The 23,598-nt window shown below is 46.9% G+C and carries 11 protein-coding genes and 1 CRISPR repeat array; of the genes, 1 reads left to right on the plus strand and 10 read right to left on the minus strand.

The genetic code is table 11. The annotated features are described in order from the left end of the window. Positions 1 to 238: 238 nt before the first annotated feature. The 4 genes from RHEIN_RS09615 to RHEIN_RS09630 all read right to left on the minus strand — a co-directional run bounded on the left by RHEIN_RS09615 (position 239) and on the right by RHEIN_RS09630 (position 4,381). Positions 239 to 1,378: a GGDEF domain-containing protein gene (locus RHEIN_RS09615; protein WP_008898781.1), complete on the minus strand. Its 1,140-nt coding sequence runs from the start codon at positions 1,376 to 1,378 to the stop codon at positions 239 to 241. Positions 1,379 to 1,506: 128 nt separating this feature from the next. Continuing rightward, entirely contained in the window at positions 1,507 to 2,013 is a 507-nt protein-coding gene (locus tag RHEIN_RS09620) for a cyclic nucleotide-binding domain-containing protein (RefSeq protein WP_008898782.1), read from the minus strand. A 3-nt stretch (positions 2,014 to 2,016) separates the two neighbouring features. Next, positions 2,017 to 3,840 (minus strand): cation:proton antiporter domain-containing protein, encoded by a 1,824-nt coding sequence (locus tag RHEIN_RS09625; protein ID WP_008898783.1) that lies wholly within the window; start codon positions 3,838 to 3,840, stop codon positions 2,017 to 2,019. Continuing rightward, positions 3,830 to 4,381: an NAD(P)H-dependent oxidoreductase gene (locus RHEIN_RS09630; protein WP_008898784.1), complete on the minus strand. Its 552-nt coding sequence runs from the start codon at positions 4,379 to 4,381 to the stop codon at positions 3,830 to 3,832. Before RHEIN_RS09630 ends, RHEIN_RS09625 begins: the two co-directional genes overlap by 11 nt. 216 nt (positions 4,382 to 4,597) lie before the next feature. Here RHEIN_RS09630 and RHEIN_RS09635 point away from each other — a divergent pair, with 216 nt between their 5' ends. Further along, complete coding sequence (locus RHEIN_RS09635) at positions 4,598 to 4,996, plus strand: hypothetical protein (RefSeq protein WP_008898785.1); 399 nt, start codon at positions 4,598 to 4,600, stop codon at positions 4,994 to 4,996. A gap of 257 nt (positions 4,997 to 5,253) precedes the next feature. Continuing rightward, a CRISPR array of direct repeats spans positions 5,254 to 15,123; the repeat unit is 28 nt; unit sequence TTTCTAAGCTGCCTGTTCGGCAGTGAAC. 129 nt (positions 15,124 to 15,252) lie between these two features. Here RHEIN_RS09635 and cas6f read toward each other — a convergent pair. From cas6f to cas1f, 6 genes are read right to left on the minus strand one after another with little or no spacing between them, the layout of a single operon-like run. Next, positions 15,253 to 15,822, minus strand: coding sequence for a type I-F CRISPR-associated endoribonuclease Cas6/Csy4 (gene cas6f / locus RHEIN_RS09640; protein ID WP_008898786.1), 570 nt, complete (start codon positions 15,820 to 15,822; stop codon positions 15,253 to 15,255). A 12-nt stretch (positions 15,823 to 15,834) separates the two neighbouring features. Next, positions 15,835 to 16,839: a type I-F CRISPR-associated protein Csy3 gene (csy3, locus tag RHEIN_RS09645; RefSeq protein WP_008898787.1), complete on the minus strand. Its 1,005-nt coding sequence runs from the start codon at positions 16,837 to 16,839 to the stop codon at positions 15,835 to 15,837. A 14-nt stretch (positions 16,840 to 16,853) separates the two neighbouring features. Continuing rightward, positions 16,854 to 17,843 carry a type I-F CRISPR-associated protein Csy2 gene (csy2, locus tag RHEIN_RS09650; protein WP_008898788.1) on the minus strand — a complete coding sequence of 330 codons (990 nt, stop codon included), beginning with the start codon at positions 17,841 to 17,843 and terminating at the stop codon, positions 16,854 to 16,856. Then, complete coding sequence (gene csy1, locus RHEIN_RS09655) at positions 17,840 to 19,210, minus strand: type I-F CRISPR-associated protein Csy1 (RefSeq protein WP_008898789.1); 1,371 nt, start codon at positions 19,208 to 19,210, stop codon at positions 17,840 to 17,842. Before csy1 ends, csy2 begins: the two co-directional genes overlap by 4 nt. Positions 19,211 to 19,225: 15 nt before the next feature. Beyond that, positions 19,226 to 22,555, minus strand: coding sequence for a type I-F CRISPR-associated helicase Cas3f (gene cas3f / locus RHEIN_RS09660; protein WP_008898790.1), 3,330 nt, complete (start codon positions 22,553 to 22,555; stop codon positions 19,226 to 19,228). Continuing rightward, positions 22,552 to 23,529 (minus strand): type I-F CRISPR-associated endonuclease Cas1f, encoded by a 978-nt coding sequence (gene cas1f / locus RHEIN_RS09665; RefSeq protein ID WP_008898791.1) that lies wholly within the window; start codon positions 23,527 to 23,529, stop codon positions 22,552 to 22,554. Before cas1f ends, cas3f begins: the two co-directional genes overlap by 4 nt. Positions 23,530 to 23,598: the final 69 nt, after the last annotated feature.

Below are 23,598 nucleotides of genomic sequence, written 5' to 3' on the forward strand. Positions count from 1 at the left end.
AGGACGACGATTTGCACTCTAGTTTTTTGACCAAAATCAGCAAGTAACATGATTAGTCATTTAGTAATAAAAAAACGTACACACCAATATACATAGTGTGTACGTTTAAACATAAAACCCTAGAGTATGAAAACCTTGGCCATCCACTCACTCACTCGCAAATAGACATGATTTTTACTCTATACTCCAATTTGGCCGTTTTTTTATTTTTTGCTTGGCTTTGGGTTCGCGAAAGCCATTAAGTACCATCAGCACCAAATACAATTCGGTTTCGTCCATCCGCTTTGGCCTGATACATAGCATCATCAGCGTCTTTCAGCAATTCGGTCAAATCACGCAGCGCATCCACACAACTGGTGCCACCCACACTAACCGTCAGTTTCACAGGTCGGGCTTCTATTTCCCAGGCATGATGAGCAATACGATCACATAAACGCTGACCAATAAAAGCTGCTTGTTCGACACTGGTATTGGGCATCAGTACCGCAAATTCTTCACCGCCCAGCCGCCCTATTAAATCAGAGGTACGTAACCCTACTTTGAGTAAATCTGCTACTTTTTTCAGCGCAAGATCGCCAATCGCATGACCCCATCTGTCGTTGATTAACTTGAAATGGTCCAGATCTATCATCAGCACCACCACACTATGCTGCTGGCGTCTGCTGTTTAACAAGGTCTGATTGGCTCTTTTCAAAAATTCACGACGGTTCAGTAACTGAGTTAAATCATCCAGTTCGGTCAGCCGCAAAAGCTGATTTTCGGTAAGAGAAAATGACAAAAGTGGCAACATAAAACCAGTACCAGTGGTTAACAATACATGACCAAGCAATACCCATTGCAGGCTGGGTAAAACGAAAGCTTTGTAATCTTCACCAATTAAAGGCATCACCAGCAGAAACTGCAGTAGCATTAACGCAGAGTGCAACGCAAAAAATAGTTGCAGCACATACACAGGAAAAACCGGGGTTAAACGGGCTTTTTTTAACAGCACCACCGCATAAATAAATACCACGGCGATACTTAAAGAGGTTAACGCAGTTGAGGCATTATTAACCTGATACAACATGCTTAACAGCAGCAGGTACAAAGTAAGCAATAAAGCCGCTTGTTGTCTGGAACGGGCGCTCAGTTGCCCCCTTAAAAACAACACTAAACCAGTCACCACTAATGCCGGTGACAATAAGAATAACAAGTCAGCCAGCAGGTAAGTCAGCAAGGGCTGGTCGATATAAGCTCTGGCACCCGCAGCACAACCGCCGGCCACAAACACAAAACAAGCGATGGACCAGACTAAAAAACTTTTATCATGGCGGCGCAACAGATACACCATAGCCAGATAAAGGCCAATCATCAGATTAACCAGCAGGGTTAACAGCATCAGTGTGGGTAAATGCAGTTCAAATCCATGAAAATTAATAACTAATTACTCCATAGTTCCATTCTTGTTGCAGTATAGCCCTTGTAGTTCCCATCACACAAACAGCTTAAACCGGCGTTTTATACCGTCTAACTCTCATTGTTTAATTGGATCTCTTCATCAATAGAGGGTAATCGTGGCACAGGCAATACCCCGTCCAGTTCAATCAGGCGTTCACTTAATTGCGCCACTCTTTGGGTTAAACCAAAAATAATTTTGTCTTTAATGGCTGAGCGAACTCTGTCAGGTAAACGCTGGAAACTATCGCTGTCTATTTTCATCAGCACCATATCGGTTTCAGCTATGACTGTTGCACTGCGCGGTTCATTGCAAATAAAACCCACTTCCCCAACAAACTGGCTGGGCAAAAGCTGCCCTATCTGATGCTGGCGATGATAAACCAGAGCTTGTCCCGATAAAATAATATAAAAAAACGGCTCGTAGCCCCCTTCTTTAATCAACGCCTTGCCCTGATTACAGACTTCAAAAGCTTTTGGCATTTGCAACACCAATTCTCTGTCAGCAGGTTGCAGATCTTTAAACAGCGGCAGCCTGGCCAAAATTTCCATCAATCTTAATTTATTGCTATAGCTCATGCTTTACTCCTTGTTCTTTTCCATTGAACCCACGCTGGCGGACAAGCCCTGATAACGTTGTGGCGCATCGCGGCTTTCCCGCTCCAACTGACGTTGCAGCTCTTCCCTGCTTTGTTTTAGCAGTTGAATGTAGCTCTTTTCATCCTGCTGTTCACGCACCAACTGCATTTTATCAAGCAGTTGATAGTTGGCCGCTCTGAACCTGTCTGCGAGTTCTTTGGCTTCATATTGCCCCATTCCCAATACAGACAACACATCCCTGCCCTGGCGCAAAGAGGCTTCAAAGAGTTCACGCTCTATATGCTGCACTCCCATCTGGCGCAGCTGATACATATGCGCCACATCTTTGGCTCTGGCCATCAGGGTTAAATGAGGGAAATGCTGTTTTGCGCTAGCGACTATGGCATTGATAGCCTGCGCATCGTCCACTGCAATCACTAATACTTTAGCCCCTGCAGCACCAGCCGCTTCCAATACGTCCATGCGACTTGCGTCGCCGTAGTACACCTTGAAACCAAATTTGGTCATGGTTTGAATTGTGTCTGAATCGTGGTCCAGCACTGTAGGCACTATGCCATTGGATAACAACAAACGGCCTAAAATCTGACCATAACGGCCAAAACCAGCAATAATCACTGGGCTTTCGCTGTTCTCAACGTCACTGTCCTGCTGCTGTACCTGATTGTGTTGACGGGCAGCCCAGGCATCCTGCAGTTTCATCAGCAAAGGTGATACCGCAATAGATAAAGCAATCACTAAATTCAGCATTGCACCTTCAGTGCCGGTTAACAGCGCTCCTGCTGTAGCCAAAGCCGCCAACACAAAAGCAAATTCACTGCCTTGCCCCAGCAATACTGCGTAAATGAAACGCTCAGGCCCGGCAATTTTCAACACAGTAGCCACGCCATACAACAGCAGCAACTTTAAACCAACAAACAGCAGCAATAACAGACTGATCAGCTGCCATTGTGAGCTTAGCAACTGCATATTGATGCTGGCGCCAATAGTGATAAAAAACAAGCCTAAAAACAGGCCTTTAAAAGGTTCTAAGTCGGCTTCTAACTGATGACGAAACTCTGAGCTTGCCAGCAGTACTCCGGCAATAAAAGCACCTAAACCAGCCGACACACCAACAGCCGTCATCAGCTCCATCACACCAATGACCAGCAATAAAGCCAGGCCTACAAATAACTCACGGGAGCCATAATGGGCAACCCAGTGCAGCAAGTAACCTATCAGATAACGACCGGTTAAAATAACAGCCACTACAGCAGCCAATGCAGGCAGAGCTTTAAATTCAGCAGTGCCTTCTGAAGGCGCTATTAAGCTCACCCCAATCAGTAATGGAATAGCCACCATGTCCTGCAATAACAAAGCACCAAATACCGACTGCCCTGTGTGCGTGCCCATCAAATTGCGATCTTTCATCAGTTGCACCGCCACAGCGGTAGAAGATAAAGCCAAAGCTAAACCTATAAAAACCGACAACGCATAGGACAAGCCTAAAAAGGTGGTCGCTATGGCGATCCCTGAAGCACAGACCACAAACTGCAAGGTGCCGAATAAAAATACTCTGTGCCGCATAGCCCAGAGCTTTTTCGCATCCAATTCCAGCCCTATGCTAAATAACATCAACACTACGCCCAGCTCTGCCAGCAGTTTAATATCATCGGTGTTACTGGCTACCGCCAAACCTGAAGGGCCTAAAGCAATGCCTGCCAACAAATAGCCAAGGACCACACCTAAACCAAAACGTTTGGCTAAAGGCACCACCAGCACCATAGCGGCCAGGTAAATCATCAGATAAGTAAGCACATTAAGATGCATGAGGAGTCCTGTGGTTCTCGTTCGCTAAAGCCAGTTGCTCCAGGCCCTGGCGAAATAACTCAGCGGCTTGAGTTGCGACTGCGGCGTCTGTTAATTCAGGCAACATTAACGGCTGTTGCCACCTCATACCACAAGACAAGGCCAACTGGCGCAAAGGGGTAAACATGCTTTGCAGATAACAAGGGTCCAATTCATGATGACTGGCTACAGCATGAGTAACCAGCCAAAAGCTTTTCCCCTGCAGAGACATTACAGCTTCGCCCGTATCGTTTTTGCCATAAGCCCAGCCATACTGAAACACTTTATGCAGGTACTGCACTAACAAAGCGGGCGGTAAGCCGCACTGCATAGGGTAATGCAGAACAATGGCACTGCTGCTTTGCAGCATTTTTCTTTCCAGGGCTACATCAATGTAAAAATCCGGATACAACTGATACAACTCGCGCAGCTCCAGACCGGGCCAATGCTGCACAGCATTCAGTATTATTTGTTCCAGTCGTGCATGGTGAGCATAAGGATGCGCATATAACAAGCTGATCATAACTGGCTGATTGTCCTTTAAAAGCAGTGATTACAGTGTTTATGAGTGCAGCTGATGTAGCAAGTTGAATCCATGACTTAGGTATATTTTTTTTATGGAGTGACTAAAGCCAACCCGACCTTGTTCCTATAACATTTACTGTTTACAAAAAATAAACATGGCGTTACCTTATTAAGGTCCAATCAGGACTATTCAATTCAAATAAGGAAAATTGAGATGAAAACGATCTTCGCTATTCTTGCGCTGCTGGCGTTAACTGTCAGTCACAATCTTTACGCTGCTCATGTGGAATGTGTGATCAGTGGTACACCTACTCAACAAACTTATACTGCACACTTCTGCTCCAGCCAAATCAATTCACAGCCAGGTGTTTACTTCCGTTTAGTGGCAGATAAACCAGTAGCAGAAGTGACATGGAATTACGGCGCACAACCTCAAGGCAACTGGAGTTGTGGCAGCAAGAACCAATGCAGCGTAACTTATCCGGGCGGCCCAGAAAACCACGGTTTCTCAGAAGCCACAGCCTGCGTCACCCGAGTGCTGTATACAGACAACACCTGGGAAAATGTCAGCCTCTGCGCCACAGGCACCTTCTACGGCCAGGCTGTGTTTTAAGCCGTCAGGCACTGATCATCGCCGTATCATGGCGTCCGGCGATGATCAAAAGTTTCACAACTAAATAGCCCGCTGTAAGCAACAATGCAAAACTGATCCACTCCAACAATTGAAATCTGATCCACTTGTTTTCTCAATAATACCTAATAGATCATCTTCCTTTACATTGTTTCAATCCACGCGCCCTGTGCGGGACGCGACGCGAGTGCTGGTGCGGCGGTCAACCAAGAGCTAACAACGGAGCTTCATGCTCTGTATTTCTAAGTTGTCTGGTCGGCGGTGAACTAGTCAACAATACGGTTTTGGCCGCTGTAGTATTTCTAAGTTGCCTGTTCGGCAGTGAACCAGGGAACTGTTCCGAAACTTCCGGATTAACTTTTCTAAGCTGCCTGTTCGGCAGTGAACGCAATATGGCGAGTCGGCCACTGAGTTTGTGCTTTCTAAGCTGCCTGTTCGGCAGTGAACAACGTCGCCCCGCAGAATGAACGACCCGCTTTTTTCTAAGCTGCCTGTTCGGCAGTGAACGGTGTCTGCTCAGCGATACGACGGTCTATTGTTTTCTAAGCTGCCTGTTCGGCAGTGAACTCAGGAATTGTGCCTGATAAAGATTCGGCTATTTTCTAAGCTGCCTGTTCGGCAGTGAACGCATGAAACCAACTTAATAGGCGCCAGAAACATTTCTAAGCTGCCTGTTCGGCAGTGAACGGCTAGTCGTTCCAATCGTGGCGACAATACCATTTCTAAGCTGCCTGTTCGGCAGTGAACTGAAAGACCTGATGACCAGTGCCGCTGATTTTTTTCTAAGCTGCCTGTTCGGCAGTGAACGAAGTGATACACGGAAACGCCCTTACGCTTCATTTCTAAGCTGCCTGTTCGGCAGTGAACTTGTGCTGATTCGACACATACATCAGCTTCAATTTCTAAGCTGCCTGTTCGGCAGTGAACAACTTACCCGCCAGATAGTCTTTCCCCTTAGGTTTCTAAGCTGCCTGTTCGGCAGTGAACAAGCCGATTACTGTTGTTCACCCTGGCGAAGATTTCTAAGCTGCCTGTTCGGCAGTGAACTTATCGGCATCATCGGTATATCAGCTGCTTATTTTCTAAGCTGCCTGTTCGGCAGTGAACGAGGTACGGTTAGATCCGGCAATTGTGATTCGTTTCTAAGCTGCCTGTTCGGCAGTGAACGATTCCGGCACAGGCTTGCCGCACCAGTTGCATTTCTAAGCTGCCTGTTCGGCAGTGAACCGTATAAAAAGCAATTATGTTAGTCAGTGCCTTTTCTAAGCTGCCTGTTCGGCAGTGAACATGGCCTTGATATTCAGCGCGCTTGCTTTCAATTTCTAAGCTGCCTGTTCGGCAGTGAACTTAAAGCGTCTCGTAAACCGTCAACGTCAACATTTCTAAGCTGCCTGTTCGGCAGTGAACTTGTCTCAATTGAAAGGCCCGTCACTGATGACTTTCTAAGCTGCCTGTTCGGCAGTGAACACGGAGTTATTTTCTGTGCTTATGGTCCTACTTTTCTAAGCTGCCTGTTCGGCAGTGAACATATGCCTAACGACTGGTATCGCGCTCAGGAATTTCTAAGCTGCCTGTTCGGCAGTGAACCAAGTGTTCGGTGCAGAAGTGTTTAAAGTCTTTTTCTAAGCTGCCTGTTCGGCAGTGAACCAATGGCACTTTCAACAGCCCTGCGCCACTCATTTCTAAGCTGCCTGTTCGGCAGTGAACCCTGACAGCTAAGCGCCCAATTACTTGGGTTTTTTCTAAGCTGCCTGTTCGGCAGTGAACTTCTAACCAGCCCATCAGCGCCTATGGTTTTTTTCTAAGCTGCCTGTTCGGCAGTGAACGCGGTGTTGTTTCGGGCAGCATGGCAGCGATATTTCTAAGCTGCCTGTTCGGCAGTGAACGCTGTATGGCTGAGGCCATTAAGGCCAGTGGTTTTCTAAGCTGCCTGTTCGGCAGTGAACGGCTTATATCCTGGGAACGGATTGACGCTGCATTTCTAAGCTGCCTGTTCGGCAGTGAACCCGGAAGCCAGCAAAGACTTTACGAATGTCCGTTTCTAAGCTGCCTGTTCGGCAGTGAACTAAGCGTGAATTCCGTTAAATGTGTGGCCGTTTTTCTAAGCTGCCTGTTCGGCAGTGAACTTTGAAATTCCACTATCTATTGAAGATAGTTTTTTCTAAGCTGCCTGTTCGGCAGTGAACTGAATACTGGCAGCGGCTTTTTCGTCGTTGCTTTTCTAAGCTGCCTGTTCGGCAGTGAACTTAACCAAACTCTATTGAATGGCACATTCTCTTTTCTAAGCTGCCTGTTCGGCAGTGAACGGCGATATCTTCTATGACCAGGTTAGGTTCGCTTTCTAAGCTGCCTGTTCGGCAGTGAACATGAAGCTGCCCCAGCTCATTGTTGCTGCACTCTTTCTAAGCTGCCTGTTCGGCAGTGAACATTGTGGCGACTGCAGCCCCTTTTCAGGTCAATTTCTAAGCTGCCTGTTCGGCAGTGAACTAGTTACTCAAGTTGCCAGCTTTACACCTTCCTTTCTAAGCTGCCTGTTCGGCAGTGAACTTGAAAAATGAATCTTCGGTATTTGTGATTCTTTTCTAAGCTGCCTGTTCGGCAGTGAACAAATATGGCCCTGTTTTACCGTCTGGCGTGGATTTCTAAGCTGCCTGTTCGGCAGTGAACAATGGAAAAATGGCAAAGATTGACCAACACCATTTCTAAGCTGCCTGTTCGGCAGTGAACAGTTAAAAAGCCCATGTCGGTTTCATCAGCCTTTTCTAAGCTGCCTGTTCGGCAGTGAACTAAAACCGCAGTGAGTTGTCACGGAATAATGATTTCTAAGCTGCCTGTTCGGCAGTGAACAAATGCAGCAACACAATGACGGCAAAAACACATTTCTAAGCTGCCTGTTCGGCAGTGAACAAAATGAGTTGTTAGCTGTTTAGGAAACCAAAGTTTCTAAGCTGCCTGTTCGGCAGTGAACGCAAAATCAAAGCCTGTTACAGCATTTAACCTTTTCTAAGCTGCCTGTTCGGCAGTGAACACCTGTTAAACCAGTAGCAATTACATTGGTCTTTTCTAAGCTGCCTGTTCGGCAGTGAACGTGGTGAAAGGGGCGCGCCTGGCGGTGACTCATTTCTAAGCTGCCTGTTCGGCAGTGAACTGTAACTAAAAATACGTCATAACCTTTGTGGCTTTCTAAGCTGCCTGTTCGGCAGTGAACTACCATCAAGAGCTCTTACATCGTCAATACTTTTTCTAAGCTGCCTGTTCGGCAGTGAACCAGATCAACCAAATCACCTGCAGCGCTTTTGTTTTCTAAGCTGCCTGTTCGGCAGTGAACAGGCCCGTGTGGGCTACACACTGGCAATATTTTTTCTAAGCTGCCTGTTCGGCAGTGAACTTCTGAGGCATCAACTCGTTCACCATGGCGCTTTTCTAAGCTGCCTGTTCGGCAGTGAACTAGTAAAACGTGACATTGGTTTTTTCCTTCTGTTTCTAAGCTGCCTGTTCGGCAGTGAACTCATGCTCAGCGCATTCGCTTGAATGGTGGGTTTTCTAAGCTGCCTGTTCGGCAGTGAACATTTTTTATCTCAACCAGCTGACCTTCGAGCCTTTCTAAGCTGCCTGTTCGGCAGTGAACGCCAATGGCTTCGCGTATGCCCGTTCTGTCCATTTCTAAGCTGCCTGTTCGGCAGTGAACTATTTTCAGTTTATTGGTTTGGTGTTTGTTATTTTCTAAGCTGCCTGTTCGGCAGTGAACAGGGACATTAGAGTAAACTCCTGAATAGATAGTTTCTAAGCTGCCTGTTCGGCAGTGAACAACGGCGCTATAACTTCGTTTAAATCCTGTATTTTCTAAGCTGCCTGTTCGGCAGTGAACACCAGAAATTAAGCACAGAGCCTATCCGATACTTTCTAAGCTGCCTGTTCGGCAGTGAACACTATTCGGTTAGAGATGAGTTCCCTAATCTATTTCTAAGCTGCCTGTTCGGCAGTGAACTCTGTGCTAGCAAACGTGCCGTCACCGTTGTATTTCTAAGCTGCCTGTTCGGCAGTGAACGATACGTTATTTGATCGCATGGGCGGTAAATTTTTCTAAGCTGCCTGTTCGGCAGTGAACCGCAATAAAAGCGGATTTCGTAAACATACTATTTTCTAAGCTGCCTGTTCGGCAGTGAACAATACAGCGCCGTAATCTTCAAAGCGGCGACATTTCTAAGCTGCCTGTTCGGCAGTGAACCAATACCGACTACATGCAGTTGTGCGCTGGCTTTTCTAAGCTGCCTGTTCGGCAGTGAACTTTGAGTTGCCACCAGCGGCGTGGTAGCTTCTCTTTCTAAGCTGCCTGTTCGGCAGTGAACTGTTTGTGTGACAGCGGTCAGCACCGGTATTGTTTCTAAGCTGCCTGTTCGGCAGTGAACAGCGAAGATAATTAATTTAGGAGTTTGAGTATTTTCTAAGCTGCCTGTTCGGCAGTGAACTAAATGCTTGAGCCATAATTATTTCTCCAACGTTTCTAAGCTGCCTGTTCGGCAGTGAACCAATTCATATGTGCGATAAAGATTTTGTCTATTTTCTAAGCTGCCTGTTCGGCAGTGAACATCCTACCACTGTCAGCTTTGTATCTGGCGTATTTCTAAGCTGCCTGTTCGGCAGTGAACGCTATCGAGCCGAGCCACAAGATTGTCCGCACTTTCTAAGCTGCCTGTTCGGCAGTGAACAGACTCGGCCAACGTGAACCAAATCACCAGTATTTCTAAGCTGCCTGTTCGGCAGTGAACATTTTGCGAACCAAGAGATGGTGTTCAGGTTCTTTCTAAGCTGCCTGTTCGGCAGTGAACTGCTGGCATCAACATTCCTGCAAGCCTGACTTTTTCTAAGCTGCCTGTTCGGCAGTGAACGTGGACTGCACAAACGATCAGCAATACAGCGGTTTCTAAGCTGCCTGTTCGGCAGTGAACTAGATGTTATTGAGCTTTCATCAATGGGCGAATTTCTAAGCTGCCTGTTCGGCAGTGAACTGTACCTGATGCTAAACGCTATAGCATCAGGCTTTCTAAGCTGCCTGTTCGGCAGTGAACGGTATTTGATTTTTTAATTCGTAGATCTAGGTTTTCTAAGCTGCCTGTTCGGCAGTGAACAAGGATTGCTTGGTTGATTCATGTGGTTCTCCTTTCTAAGCTGCCTGTTCGGCAGTGAACTTTCAGGCTTAGTTAGCTGCATAGCGTCAGAATTTCTAAGCTGCCTGTTCGGCAGTGAACTTGTCAGATATGGACGCATTAGGATTGTCACTTTTCTAAGCTGCCTGTTCGGCAGTGAACCTATTCAGGCTAAGTAAAATCTTATTCGTGGATTTCTAAGCTGCCTGTTCGGCAGTGAACGCCTATTGTGGCGCTTATTCTTTGGATATGGTTTTCTAAGCTGCCTGTTCGGCAGTGAACTGATTGTCGGGCCTTCTGGTATCGTCTGCTTATTTCTAAGCTGCCTGTTCGGCAGTGAACTTCCGCCCGGCAGTACAGTTGCAGGAACTGGTTTTCTAAGCTGCCTGTTCGGCAGTGAACTGCTGGCATCAACATTCCTGCAAGCCTGACTTTTTCTAAGCTGCCTGTTCGGCAGTGAACTTTCAGGCTTAGTTAGCTGCATAGCGTCAGAATTTCTAAGCTGCCTGTTCGGCAGTGAACATTAAAGCCGAGGGTAAAGTTTGGCAGCGCATTTTCTAAGCTGCCTGTTCGGCAGTGAACAAATAGCGGCGAATGCTTCACCAACGCTCATTTTTTCTAAGCTGCCTGTTCGGCAGTGAACTATGGGATTTGGTATGGCAGTTGGTCGATTGCTTTCTAAGCTGCCTGTTCGGCAGTGAACTTCGCTTGCTCCTAGCTTTGCGGCTCTGTATTTTTCTAAGCTGCCTGTTCGGCAGTGAACTTAAGCGTAAATTACTGGGTGTTGGTTCCCCTTTTCTAAGCTGCCTGTTCGGCAGTGAACAAGATGCTGAAGAAATAAAGTCGTTAATGTCTTTTCTAAGCTGCCTGTTCGGCAGTGAACTATTGCACCAGTTCGGCATATTCAGGAAAGCTTTTCTAAGCTGCCTGTTCGGCAGTGAACTCGCTGTTGGTTTTCTGGTGGCAGTTGCTGCATTTCTAAGCTGCCTGTTCGGCAGTGAACAGAAACAGCAATGAAGCTTTGCGTTCTGTTTGTTTCTAAGCTGCCTGTTCGGCAGTGAACCGCATGAGTGCGCCAGAGTTTACCGCAGCCGGTTTCTAAGCTGCCTGTTCGGCAGTGAACGTCACGTAGGCGTTAAAGTCTATTTACTTGGTTTTCTAAGCTGCCTGTTCGGCAGTGAACGGGTGACGCTGATCACGCAGTTCGCCTATCCCTTTCTAAGCTGCCTGTTCGGCAGTGAACGTTACTGTGATAGTGCGGACTTCCACTGGCTTTTTCTAAGCTGCCTGTTCGGCAGTGAACATGACCAAGCCGGAGATAGACCGAAAGTTGGCTTTCTAAGCTGCCTGTTCGGCAGTGAACGGTGACGTTTTCGCACGCCCACCAGTCCAGTTTTTCTAAGCTGCCTGTTCGGCAGTGAACTACAGTTCAGACGCTGGCCACCAAATGAGCCATTTCTAAGCTGCCTGTTCGGCAGTGAACCTGCAGTGCATTCTCAGACTGGTGCTGTTATTTTTCTAAGCTGCCTGTTCGGCAGTGAACCGGTAAATACGCCGGCAGATTTCTTCCATCTTTTTCTAAGCTGCCTGTTCGGCAGTGAACGTGACGCTAGAAACCTTGTGCAAAACGTTGGATTTCTAAGCTGCCTGTTCGGCAGTGAACCAGGTGCATCCGGAGTTTATAAACATCGGTCATTTCTAAGCTGCCTGTTCGGCAGTGAACGGTCTAATTCATCACTGTAGTACATCAAACTATTTCTAAGCTGCCTGTTCGGCAGTGAACCAGGGCTAACCTCTGCACTAGGCCCACAATCGTTTCTAAGCTGCCTGTTCGGCAGTGAACTGTCAGTTGATGGTGATGCTGTTGCGCTGACTTTTCTAAGCTGCCTGTTCGGCAGTGAACTGTGCATTCATCAAGAAGGTCTTGAGCAGACATTTCTAAGCTGCCTGTTCGGCAGTGAACAGGCGCTGCAACAAAGTTACGCCAATGATTGATTTCTAAGCTGCCTGTTCGGCAGTGAACATCGATTCTAAACGAGTGGCGTCTAAGTCATATTTCTAAGCTGCCTGTTCGGCAGTGAACGCTATTCTGCTTTATTCTTTCGCGTAAGGGATTTTCTAAGCTGCCTGTTCGGCAGTGAACGATCCAACAAAGCTAGGCGGTGTTCGCCATCATTTCTAAGCTGCCTGTTCGGCAGTGAACGATACGTTATTTGATCGCATGGGCGGTAAATTTTTCTAAGCTGCCTGTTCGGCAGTGAACCGTCCAAGCACGTTGGCAAGCACAGTGATGTTTTTCTAAGCTGCCTGTTCGGCAGTGAACGGTGGGTGGCGCACTAAGCTCATTTGCTGACTTTTCTAAGCTGCCTGTTCGGCAGTGAACGGACTCATCAACAAAGGGCTGGACTTCTACATTTTCTAAGCTGCCTGTTCGGCAGTGAACAAACCAAGACACCATAATCAACGGCATTCAGTTTTCTAAGCTGCCTGTTCGGCAGTGAACTCTTTTTCTGGATCTTCGCCTTCTTCGTCCGTTTTCTAAGCTGCCTGTTCGGCAGTGAACAGATAGTGTCGCTCAGTCGTTATTATCCCGTTTTTCTAAGCTGCCTGTTCGGCAGTGAACCCAAAGAACACAGGGAGGGCCAGAAGGAGCTTTTTCTAAGCTGCCTGTTCGGCAGTGAACCCATCCTCCAAATAAGACACGGGCGCTTGTGCTTTCTAAGCTGCCTGTTCGGCAGTGAACTCTGGAATAAGCACAAGGCCGTTCAAGATATGTTTCTAAGCTGCCTGTTCGGCAGTGAACCGGTGCGTCTATGGTTGACTGGTTTGGTCGCTTTTCTAAGCTGCCTGTTCGGCAGTGAACTACTTGTCGGCACTCAGACAGGCGTTAAGGCTTTTCTAAGCTGCCTGTTCGGCAGTGAACGAAGGCTCAACGCGCCGCCGAATCACCGAAGCTTTCTAAGCTGCCTGTTCGGCAGTGAACTAACGGCCGTAGACTTTGCCTTTTCTTGCTCTTTTCTAAGCTGCCTGTTCGGCAGTGAACGCGTGGATAACACAAGGGGATATACGTTGCTGTTTCTAAGCTGCCTGTTCGGCAGTGAACCTAAAAACGAAGCTGTAGCAGCTATGGAGCGTTTTCTAAGCTGCCTGTTCGGCAGTGAACCTGTATTCCCTGACGTTATCCCGCTTTGGTTTTTCTAAGCTGCCTGTTCGGCAGTGAACACCACAATAACGAATATGACATTAAATGCGTTTTTCTAAGCTGCCTGTTCGGCAGTGAACTAACAACAAGGCGCACGTTTATTGCAAGGACATTTCTAAGCTGCCTGTTCGGCAGTGAACTTGTCAAACGGCAAAACCGCATAAGGCATAGATTTCTAAGCTGCCTGTTCGGCAGTGAACGTTTAGTGACTCATTGGTCACGCAGTTGCCGTTTTCTAAGCTGCCTGTTCGGCAGTGAACATAAAAGGCCGAGAAGAAGCTAACAGTATCACTTTCTAAGCTGCCTGTTCGGCAGTGAACTAAAGCGTTTTGATTGCCTACACCTGTTTCTTTTTCTAAGCTGCCTGTTCGGCAGTGAACTACTGCTTTGGCAGCAAATCGGCCAACTCTCTTTTCTAAGCTGCCTGTTCGGCAGTGAACTTGCAAAGACAGGTGCAGGACTCGACGATGTATTTCTAAGCTGCCTGTTCGGCAGTGAACACGTTGAAAGCGGCAAGCGCGAGCTTTCCCTATTTCTAAGCTGCCTGTTCGGCAGTGAACCTGGTGTTGAGGTTTTTTATTTTGTTGATGATTTTCTAAGCTGCCTGTTCGGCAGTGAACGTTTTGGAGCAGAGTATAAAATTTACAGCACATTTCTAAGCTGCCTGTTCGGCAGTGAACTTTAGGCGCTGCAAGTTCAATTTGCTTTGCTTTTTCTAAGCTGCCTGTTCGGCAGTGAACACGGTTCTGGTTGGCAAAGTCGCGGGCCGTCTTTTCTAAGCTGCCTGTTCGGCAGTGAACCAGGCCGCGATTGATTACCGCAATGCGGTTAATTTCTAAGCTGCCTGTTCGGCAGTGAACAGGGCGGAGCACAAGCAATCAAGAATGCCAGCTTTCTAAGCTGCCTGTTCGGCAGTGAACACCCGTTTGCGTTTGATGTGGTGTCAGCTGTTTTTCTAAGCTGCCTGTTCGGCAGTGAACACTACCGCATATGCCTCAACTGATGAAGTTGTTTTCTAAGCTGCCTGTTCGGCAGTGAACACAACCTGAACGGCGCTCAGCTCATGTTCACTTTTCTAAGCTGCCTGTTCGGCAGTGAACCTGATGAAGTTGTGGTTCGTTTGTTATCTTCTTTTCTAAGCTGCCTGTTCGGCAGTGAACGGTATTTCACTTTCTGGCGTTTCAGTGATTAATTTCTAAGCTGCCTGTTCGGCAGTGAACTCAAATCAGGTATACGACTATGCGCTAATCATTTTCTAAGCTGCCTGTTCGGCAGTGAACACAAGCAACCAGCATAAACGCTGCAAAATCACTTTCTAAGCTGCCTGTTCGGCAGTGAACGAGCAATGGTAGATACTGCCATACCAGTTAATTTTCTAAGCTGCCTGTTCGGCAGTGAACGCAATGACAGTCGTGTGCATCAAGTTGATTTATTTCTAAGCTGCCTGTTCGGCAGTGAACGCGGAGATATGAACGCCACGGTAAACGCTAAATTTCTAAGCTGCCTGTTCGGCAGTGAACTTTCAGGCTTAGTTAGTTGCATAGGGTCAGAATTTCTAAGCTGCCTGTTCGGCAGTGAACGTCATTTCCCGTCTTTCATCACAATATTTGCATTTCTAAGCTGCCTGTTCGGCAGTGAACGATAGCACACAAAGAAAATCCAGCGTTATGCTTTTCTAAGCTGCCTGTTCGGCAGTGAACGTTAATTACTGGATCAGATATGGTTGCGTTTGTTTCTAAGCTGCCTGTTCGGCAGTGAACTAGTGCATTTAAGCACTAAGAACCTGATTGTTAAAGAGCTATAGTCGTTATTTGCTAATTAACCCTTTTTACTATACGAAAAAGCAGCCCTTAGATTACAAAGGCTGCAGCTAGTCGTAAGAAAAAGGGTTAGAACCAGGGTACCGTTACTTTTTCAGATAACCGGCTTAAACCATAGGAGTTAAAACCGCCCTTTGTGGGATGATCAACTATCGGTCCTTGCTCGATGAACACTTTCATTTGCTGTTTATTGCCACGGCTGGTCAATTGTATGAATGGCAACTTCAGCAATCTTGACGACTGCTCACTAATTTGTACTACGGCTTCTTCTTGCGTTAACCAACCTTTGCTCACCGATCGCTGTTGTTTGTTATACGCACTTTTCAACTGCCGCCTGGCAAAATAGCGCTGCTTAGCATCCGTTGGTACAGGAAGTACTGCGCTGCATTGGCTGTAATCTCTGAGTCCTTTCAGCCAATTTTCAGCCATCAACTTTTCCAGCATAATTGCGCTACCATGAATTCGTAATTTAGTACCAAGGTTTTTGCCAGCCTGAGCATATCCTGGAAAACTAACCCCTACTTTGCCCATGGTTACCTGCCCCAACACCGCATGCAATTTCGAGCACAGGTTATTCATCAAAAAGCTGGCATCGGCTTCTAAGTCTGGCAATACCGTTATTTCGATATACCTATCCATAATCAGCTCCTCTTAACCGGCTTCGCCAAACACGCCACCACGAATAAACATGGCCATAATGTAGTGCTGTTGCTCCAACGCTGGTGTTTTACCTTTCAAAACCCAGCCATCCAGTAGTTTATAAAAATCCATACTGTCTTTTGGCTGGCGATAAGCCTTACCACGGTTGGTTACTGAGCCGTAGGGTTCTACTGCTATAGCACCTACCTCGGCGGTTTCAGGGTGCCATGTGTCGATAGTTCGCAGCGCATTGCCAATCTTTTGCGAGTGCATGGCTGCAACACCATCTAACTGGTATAAAAACTTACTTTTGTCACCTTTACCGCCGCCCATGACCAACTCCTGAGACGGATAAACCGCCTGGCCAGCCCCGAGTTTCACAAAGGCATGTACCTTAATCAGCGCGAAGCTCTCTCCTGTCAGCCCCAGTTTAATCACTTGAGCTAATTTTGCGACATCGCCAGTCGGTTCAGCAAAACGGTGTAAATCAAACTGCTGACTATCAAATATCCAGAGCTCTTTACCGTGCGTTACCTGAACCTCTACTGCTTCAGCTCCCACCCGGTTACGCCACAAGAAGCGGCCGTTGGCAATATTGGCAGCATAGCGATTAGCTAACTCAGTAAATTGGGTTTGCTCGGCATAGCCATTGATAATAGTGGCCAGTGCCTGCTGGTATTCAGGATCATTACAGGTGGAAGGTGTTGCTAAATCACCAATGATTCTTAAAGTAAAGCTAACTCTAAGGGTATCGTGCTCAAAAGGCAGCGCTGCATTATCAACAGTCTGTAAATTTGCCTTTTGCACCTCGGCATCAACCTTTGCAGGATCGCTTGCCAAAGCCGACTTCAACCTGTTGGAAATAGTGCCGCGCACCGCTTTTTCTTTAACAGTCACTGGCAAAAAGCTTTTTGCATTACCACGTTCGTCCCAGTTACCACTGGCCATAATAGCGTCTGAATTTGCCAGTTTGGCTTCAAAAGCCAGTACCGATGCAGTTTTTAAAGTAGTAGTCATAGCTAAGTTCCTTTTCAGAAGTAAGTAAGTTCGGTTTCTGTGATTTCAGCTAAAGCGGCGTCCTGCTCCGGATGCAGCTTTAATGTGTTTTGTGTAGTGTTCGTTGTACATAGATACCATGGCCCCTGCTGCCGATAACGCCAGATAACATCACGTACATCGGGGACTCGGTGCGGGCTTAACCACTGGCCAACACCATAAGCTGATTCGACAAAGCAAAAGGGATACTGCGGATCTCGGCTATTAGCGACAGCGCCTGCATCATGCAGTGCCGAAATCGCTTTATAGCCTGTAGTTATAGGCACTAAGTATCCTTTATCCGGTTTAGGTACTCTTTCCCACATCGCCGGGCAAGGCTCTGTTGCAGTATCAACATTATCGTCTACAACAGCGCGATAACTTAACGCAGAAAAATCCAGCCAGGCATCCAGCATAGTGGCATTTGGCTGAGCTGCGGTTAACTGCTGATAATGCCGCTTTAACAGTTCTGAGCGATCAGTTAATACAAAACCCGGCAGCACTTTGCGCAGTAACTTACGGCTTAACGCCTGCTCGTCATCATCGCTGTAAAGACTAACGCCTTTCAGATTAATAACCTGGCCACCTGCCAGCTTTTGTCGCTGAGCTAACAAAGTAAGTGTTTCAATAATTTGCTGTTGCTGATTGCTACTAAATGCTTTATTGGATTCCAGAATCAGTGAAACGGTAAGGTGCATCCGTCCCTCTTCAACAATAGGTGCCGTATTACCCTCTTTGGTTAATGGGTTACGAGTTAAGGCAAAAACATAATCGCCCCAACCACCGGGCTGATAAGCCTGCACCTGATGTTGATGACACACCACGGCACAGCCGGTTAGTTCAACACCAAACTCTTGCTGTAACTTACGCGAAAGCGCGTGGGTATAGCCAAGGAAATGGGTAATGGCCGGAAAACCATAAGTAAAACCGGCAATGCAATTGGCATTTTGGACTTTGATATGTTCTAGCAAAATATAATTGCTCATACTGCAGCCTCCGCTTGTGCCTTACCTGCAGAAAATACTATTGTGCCAAGCTCATAATCACGTAGTCGGGGCGACAACAACTTTGCCCAATGCTGGTGTTGCACAGTACCAAACACTAACCCATCGTTTTTCAATGCATTATTAAGTTTATTATTTAACCAACCAGCAAAGGCCAGACAAATATCTTGCTGCCAGTTGCTGTTTGCCCTTTTTTGCTGAAACTGCAGATCCTCGCACCAGGTGTCCAGCCATAATTGTTCAGCCAGTTTTAGCTTGCAATTCTGCGAGCTCCAACCAGCGTGCTCGCTTAAGCCCTGCACTTCAGCCGCATAATTCAGCAATCCATCAATAAGATCATTTACATAAGCGGCTATATTACGGCGGATCTCTAACGTGCTGTCGCGCCCTTTTATGCTTAGTAAATAACGCTGCAACTCTTGTAAATCACGCCATACCCGGCGGTTAAACTCACGGCCAAAAAATATCGATTGTTCATTGAACGGTGGTTTTAACGTCGATTGCCAGGATGGCGGTGCACAGTTGAGTAAGTAGGTTTTACCGCCCCGCTGACTATTCAATTGAGAAATATTTTGTGGCTTAGAGCCACCAAAGCTTTTCATTGCAGTATCTATAAAACGAATATCTGGCTTGTCATGGAATTTACCAGCCTTACGCGCCTCTCGAATGGCTTTTGGGTCATCACCAAACCGTACGGCAGTTATTTTGCCGTTGAACTGGTGAGCAAAAGATGAAGCAAAAACAGGGCTAAGCAGGTGATACTGACCATCGACTACAGGAAAATACAGTTGTTTGGCTAAGGTATGAGATGACAAGGCTTTATCTGCAAGCGCTAACTTAAAACCTTCAACCCATTCTTTGAGTTGTGTCTGATTTTCGCTGAATACAGCAAGAGCGTTGAAATCGCCACCTGTTAATGCCCGAGCCAAGCTCTGCCCTTCAAATTCCAACTGTAGTAGCTTGGCAACATCTAACGCTGCTGCGTTACCAACTGCATCAACAGCCAAGTTAGATAAACTGGCTGTGACGAGGTAATCCGCATCCTCCATATATTCGAGTGACAACACACTGCTGCCTTTGGCATCGCCATGGGTAAACTTCAGAGCGTGAGTGACAAGGCTGATTTGTTTAGCGCGTTTTGCAGCATCATCTAACCAATGCTGCGTATTAAACTGTCGATTCATTTGCAGGATTTGAGGGGAAAACTCAGTATTGATTTGTGCTTTCTTATCATCATCCTCAACACCTTTCAGCGCTTTCTCCAGTTCTTTCTCGATCAGCTCCAGCTTCTGCAACCTTCGCTGGTCTATGTAATCAGCTATTACAGCTGCTAACCCTTCATATTGCATAACACCTCCTTGCGGCTATAAATTTTGAAAAATGCCTAAAACCGGGTGGTAATGCCACTTTTCGGCATTTTGTTTTACTCTTAAGCGGATCTCACCAAACTGCTTGCTCACGTCTTCAAGCGTGAGCCCCATTTGTTCTGCACGCTGTTGATAAACCGACAACGCATCCAGAGTAAACCAGGCGTGATTGCCTTGAACTGGATGCCAAGTCTCAGTGACAAAATTTTCCGCTTCGATATATTCCAATGGCCAGGCAGCATCATTAATCCGCGTAAATATCGGTTCTTCGTCTTCATCAGACAACATCAAGCAATAGGGCTCATCAGGGGATGACTTACGGAATGGCTTGCGCCTTTGTAATTCAGCGCTCCAGGTTGCGTCATGCAGCCACCACCTTGCGGCATAATCAGGTGGCCATATAACGTTTTTAGGTAACGGCATGTCGGGCTGAGGAAACAAATTCTGAAACAACGAAAAGTGTTCAAACACCACAAGGCTGCTTAATATCTTTGATGGCATTAATGACGGCTGAGTTATTCGCGGCAATGCATTGATAGCCAGAAAAGATTCTTCAGGCAAAATCTCTTTAAGATCATGGCTATCGAGCCGTAAATCGTCTCGCTCAAAGCCAGGCTGGCAGTATGCCGGTTTCAGCTTCCCAAAACGATCTGTGGATGCTTTTAGTGCTCTGAAATTTTGCCGCAAGATCAGTAGGTTGTCGCTGTTTGCTGGTTGCTGGCGATGCCGCTGAATACGCCCAGCTAACTGAATAAGTGAACGCATAGAACTAGGTTCTGCAATTGCCCAGTCATAATCGTGATCCCTCCCGACTTCAGCGACAGACGTAGCCAAGACAACAAACAGATGATTATTTTCTGGGTATTGCGCTAATGCCTGGCTGATTTCAGCTTGCTGCCACAGCGCCGATGTAGTGTAACGGGTCAGCGCAGCATCCAACTTTTGCTCTATAGCAGAACGCACTGCTAACGGATATTGGCTGTGGTACACACAATAATGAATACGGCAATCAGCCGGCACTGCCATCTGTAGCAACTGTTTAGCCACAGCCACCATAGGATTAATATTGGCCATACGTACCAGGCCGATTGATACTTTTCGACCGCCAGGTGCTACTTGATGATGCTGCCTGTGCAACTGACAAATACTTTGCTGAATAACGCCAGCCAGTTGGCTGATGATCAGATCTGGATTATTACTATTGGCTGTGACCTCCAGCAAACTGGCTTGACGCAACACAGGCTGAATAGCCAACGACTTTATCCGTTTATCTACAAATGCTAAATGCTGCTGCATTAGCTGTTTTTTATCCGCACACTCGGTTTTTACTGCGGTAAATTCATCAAACCAACCACAGACAACAGGTAACTGTGCCCGACCGGCAGCATTCACTGTATTGAAGTGTTCTCTGCCGGTGCGATAGGACTCAAACAAGGCACATACCAGCACTGGCGGTAAGGTGGCAGATGAAAACAGCACTCTGGCGCCTAACATTCCGGCCCAATTCACCAGCCGACATAGCGCGGGTAAATCGGCGGTATCGAAATCATCAGGTTCATCCAGCACCAAATCTGCCGTTAACAACCGCAGCATAGGAGCAATTTGCTTACCTCCACGCACACCTTCGGTTGCTGGCATCAAATGATCAATAGTGCTTACGAGTACCGGTGCGCTCACCAGTTGATTTAGCTTCGGGCTGCTGTTTAACCAGTCTTTTAAGCGGCCATCATATACGCTGCCTTCGTAACTTACGTACAGGTGCTCTGCTATCGGATCGGCCAACGACTCACTGCCTGTAGGGCTATTGCTAACAGCCTGCTCGGCTTGCAGGGCCTGCTTACTTATATCGTGCAACTGTTGAACTGCAACAGAGCCAATCAATACGGCCAAGTCATCATCAGTAAGATGCAAACGCTCTTTTAGCGCATCACCTGTTTGTAACGTTAGAGTTCTTAGTCCCAACGCCACGCTAAAACGACACCCCAGTTTTTCGTCAGCTAAACCATACATAATACGGGCATTGGCAAAGGTTTTACCTTTGCCGGTACTGGCCATGTTGATACCAAAGAAGCCCTGAACGACGCTGCTTTCCCGTACCGAACAAGCCAAATCATAGGCTTTATCCTGCCAGCGAAACTTATCCAGCTTGGCCCGTTGTTTAAAACCTTTATGCCGGGTAATCGCGGGCAAGGTATTTTTTAAGGTCGGTAAATTTCTGGCCAGTAAATAGGCATTATGGCTTACACCAATATTGTGCTCATCTAACTTTTGCTTAAGCTCACCATTTTCACGGTAGGAATTGGCAAAAGCTTTGTAGGTTGTATCTTGCCATTTTTCTTTCGGCTCTTGTGCTGAGTAATAGTGGTCAGCCAACATCAGTACCAACCGTGCGATATGACTGGTAAATCGCTGTTCAAACCAATCATCTTCAAACAACCTGCCGCAATTCAGTGCTCTTTGTGCAATTTCACTGGCTTTCTGGCGCCAGGTTGCACTGAGCAAAGGCGTACCATATTCAAATAACCAGTTTTGCTCACGTCGCTGCTGCTCACAACTCTCAGCACTGTTTACAGAATTCCATAACACATCAAAATTGTTCAGCCAGCTGTTTATGTTTTCAAACACAGGTTTGGTATCAGATTTTTTATCCGGAAAAATAGGCAATCTATGGTGAGATACGATTAGCCAAGCGACTAACCTGGCGACTGGTGCTAAACCGGCAAACGGCTCTGGACAACTCTCCTCCGGCGTATCTTTATGTAGCTTTGCTAATACACTGTGTTCAAATTCAGCCGTAATATTGGCTAATTCAGTAAGCCATTGTTTATCTGTTTTACCGGCAGAAAATGCCTGAAATAGCCGCAGCGACACCCATTCATGGCGATAAGGCTCATAACCCGGCGTTTTTATTTTGGGATCTATTTTTTGCTGAAACAGCAGATTGGCTTTACCAAAATCATGAAATAAACCGGCAATACCGGCCAGTAAGGCGATTACTTCGGCGTTATGCCAGCTATTTTCATCTTCACTTCGCAAAATATTACGCAGTGTCATATTAGTTGGTGTGGCACCATCAACATTGAATTTACGCTGATTACCCACTACCCATAACAGCTCGGTATGATTTTTACTGCGGATCCAATGGCAGGCCACAGCGGTATTGCGCCGAGCCGACTTTTTTAACAGCTTGCGTAATACATCCAGCCCTTGCAAAGTTATTGGCGTTTGCCAGGTTCTGTCACCGCGCCGCTCGGCAAACTGGTCAATTATGCGCCGGGTTTCAATAAGAGCGTTTTTCGAGCACTGCGATACCAGCATAATGTTCATCGTTCACCACCATGCTCTGCTGCAATACCTTTCAGGCTGTCGATGATGAAATCCAATGCTTCTGCTTGTTGAAAGTTAGTGATACAGCGTTGCCGGAACTCCTGATCGTCATCGCCATTCATCGCGCTGATAAAAGCTTGTGGCAGTACCAAAGCGTCTTTGATGAGATCGGCGGCATCAAACACCAGACCGCCGCGACGAGTTTTGCCATGCAACACAGAAAAGCCATGCGGCAAACCTAAAACCCAGGTGGAGGTCGCTCCCAAACCATAGGCTAAATAGTTACCGTGATCTAAAAAGCGATTAGCTGGATCAATACCGCTTCCCCCTTTGGCGCGCGTAAAGCTGTCGTCATGCGCTAAGGTATTGCAGGCAATTTTATACAGTAACTTGGTCAATCGAGCTTCCGCCAACATCAATGGTTGCGTGCCCTCAGCGGCTTCAACATCTTGCTTGAATCGTGACAATGCTGAGTTTAATTGGCTTTCACTGACCACAAAGCCATTTTCGATAAAATACTTATTTTTAAGCCAATGCTTTAAGGTGAATTCAATTCTGAATTGCTGAATGGCTTTAGCTGCCTTTAATCTTTTGGTATCGTCCGGCCAAAACTTCAACCATTGCTGCAAATACTCACAGGGGCGGTACTCGCTTTGCGGATTAAACCAGGCCACCTCTACTTCAACATCATTTACGCTGAATAGCGGCGTACCGCCACCGCCACAGAAGCCGACTAAAACACCAGCCCGCGCCAACTCCCGCATTGCTGCCTGAGTAACAGAAGTACCGGTTCCCAGTAGTAAACACGTAGTATTGGCAATGGGGATATTCCAATACAGCGACTGCTTACCTTCATCGGTTACGTATTCAACCCGGCCCCCTTTAACCAGCACACGACAGTGCTGCAGGTAATACATATTGGCCCGCTTGGAGTGCAGAATACTTTTTAAATCTGACGGTGAAAAATCATCCACAGCTGTATCTCCTTTTCAATATAACCACTCTACCCTCTCTCCCTGATTTAACAACACTGTACAAAAACA

It is taken from the genome of Rheinheimera sp. A13L, assembly GCF_000217935.1.
In the GTDB taxonomy this organism is placed as follows: domain Bacteria; phylum Pseudomonadota; class Gammaproteobacteria; order Enterobacterales; family Alteromonadaceae; genus Pararheinheimera.